Origin of the sequence: Haloarcula sp. Atlit-47R (assembly GCF_003665985.1) — an archaeon.
GTDB classification, from domain to species: domain Archaea; phylum Halobacteriota; class Halobacteria; order Halobacteriales; family Haloarculaceae; genus Haloarcula; species Haloarcula taiwanensis.
Genome location: NZ_QPLQ01000060.1, coordinates 1 through 473, shown reverse-complemented (window position 1 = coordinate 473; position 473 = coordinate 1). Strand labels below are relative to the sequence as shown.

Below are 473 nucleotides of genomic sequence, written 5' to 3'. Positions count from 1 at the left end.
CAGAACAGGTCGTGCAGAATGTGTCCCGAGCCGTTGTGGGTGACGTTGCGGAGCGCGCCGGCAGACGAGCCGAACTCGCCTGCTTCGCGGTTCTCGGCGAGGGTTTCTTCGGCCGCGTTCCAGCCGTTGACGTAGCCCTGGTGGTGGGTGTCGTGATGCCACGTCAGCACCTGCTCGGAGATGTGCGGTTCGAGGGCGTCGTACTCGTACGGAAGCGGGTCGAGTTCGTAGCTCATAATGTGTAACCTCCGTATCATGCGTCGGGCGGAATCCTGTTAAAACTTGAGGAGGGGTATGCTAGCACAAACCACAGTATGCGGGTCGCTATCGGTCGATTTATCCGCTTCGAGAAGCTCCGGTTCGCGCGAGCGTGTCAGCCGTCGAACGGCTTCGTCCGGCGCTCGTACTCGGTTTCCGTCGAGACGGCGTCGGCGATTTCGGCTCCGAACTCGCGTTCGACGAGATGTAACGAG

General features: G+C 60.9%; 2 pseudogenes. Both read right to left on the bottom strand.

What is annotated here, in order from left to right:
* Positions 1–236 (bottom strand): annotated as a pseudogene (sod, locus tag DVK00_RS20865) (superoxide dismutase [Mn]); the annotation flags it as partial.
* Positions 237–373: 137 nt separating this feature from the next.
* Positions 374–473 (bottom strand): annotated as a pseudogene (locus DVK00_RS22525) (DJ-1/PfpI family protein); the annotation flags it as partial.